The sequence below is a fragment of the Streptomyces sp. NPDC059456 genome, from assembly GCF_042750055.1.
Lineage (GTDB): Bacteria > Actinomycetota > Actinomycetes > Streptomycetales > Streptomycetaceae > Streptomyces.
In genome coordinates this window covers 1-1,364 of sequence record NZ_JBHYVA010001114.1, presented here as the reverse complement: position 1 = coordinate 1,364, position 1,364 = coordinate 1, and the positions used below count along the sequence as shown (strand labels likewise).

Genomic DNA, 1,364 nt, shown 5'->3' with positions numbered 1-1,364 from the left:
AAGGAACGGACGCTTCCTTTGTACTCACCCTCTCGGGCTTTCCTCCGGGCTTTCGTTCTTCGTTCTTGCGTTTCCGACTCTATCAGACTCTTTCGGGCCTGACCCCCAGTCAGCGGGGTTTGTCTTCCGGGCTGTTGGGCCCTTCCGACTCCCAGAACTCTAGTGGATTTCCCGGCCGATTCATAATCGGCCTTCGGAAATGCATTCGGGCATGCCGAATTCGTTCCCGGTGGGAGATCGTGCTGAGTTGGGTGCCGCAACGAGGCGGCGGGATGCGTCGTCGCCAAAACCTTCCGGCTCTGGGACAACTCGAAGAACCTTACGGACTGGTGGAGTCCGTGTCAACTCCACCGTTCATGACCTGGTCAGCTCGGCGACTGGAGGTCTTCGACGCGGTCCAGGAGCCGGGTCAGCATGTCGCCCAGCACGCCGCGCTCCGCCGTGGAGAGGTCCTGGAGGAGGTCCTCCTCGAAGACCGTGGCCGCACGCATCGCGTCGAGCCACTTGCTGCGGCCCTCGTCCGTGAGCTCCACGATCACGCGGACCCGGTTGGACTCGTCCCGCTCGCGCGTCACCAGTCCCTCCGCCGTCATGCGGTCGATCCGGTGGGTCATCGCCGCCGGCGTGAGGCCCAGCTGCTTCGCGAGCTCGCTCGGACCCATCCGGTACGGGGATCCGGAGATGACGAGGGCCTTGAGGACCTCCCACTCCGCGTTGCTGATGCCCAGCGCGGCGGTCTGGCGTCCGTACGCGACGTTCATGCGGCGGTTCAGCCGGCTGAGCGCCGATACGACCTTCTCGACCTGCGGATCGAGGTCCTGGAATTCGCGCTGATAGACGGCGATCTGCTCGTCGAGGCTCGGCTCGTGGACGGGCGCGGTGCCGTCGGGGGTGTCACCCATGGTTCGAAGTATCGCATGAGCTCGTTGGCGTCTAACTCCTTCGATGTGTAGAGTTAAGGATCGAAGTTTAGGTATGAAGTCTTCGGGCTTCAGTTCTCAAGGCAGGTGAGAAGTGACCAAGGTGATGGGCGCTGCGATGCGGCGGATCCAGGCCGGCAACGCGTTGACCGCGTTCGGCATCGGTTTCACGGTTCCGTTCCTCTACATCTACGTGGCGCAGGTGCGAGGTCTGGGTTCCATGGCGGCCACGAGCGCGTTCGTGGCCTTCGCCGTGAGTGCCCTGGTCGCGCTGCCCCTCACCGGTCGGGTCATCGACCGCCGGGGTCCCGTCCCCGTGGTCATCGGTGCGGCCGTCGCCGCCTCGGCGGGCGCGCTGTCGCTCGGGCTGTCCACGGGCATCGTGCCGGTATACATAACCACCGCCCCCGCCGGGCCCGGACCGTCTGTGCGGCGGGCCGGCCG

1 protein-coding gene and 1 pseudogene are annotated in these 1,364 nt (G+C 65.3%); one reads left to right on the top strand and one right to left on the bottom strand.

Annotated features, from left to right (window positions below; translation table 11 throughout):
* Positions 1 to 365: 365 nt before the first annotated feature.
* The gene (locus ACFXA3_RS42575; RefSeq protein ID WP_385196916.1) at positions 366 to 902 is read right to left on the bottom strand and encodes a MarR family winged helix-turn-helix transcriptional regulator; all 537 of its coding nucleotides are present in this window, start codon (positions 900 to 902) and stop codon (positions 366 to 368) included.
* A 112-nt stretch (positions 903 to 1,014) separates the two neighbouring features.
* On the opposite strand from ACFXA3_RS42575, the pseudogene ACFXA3_RS42570 reads away from it, so the two are divergent.
* Positions 1,015 to 1,364: pseudogene (locus tag ACFXA3_RS42570) on the top strand (MFS transporter); the annotation flags it as partial.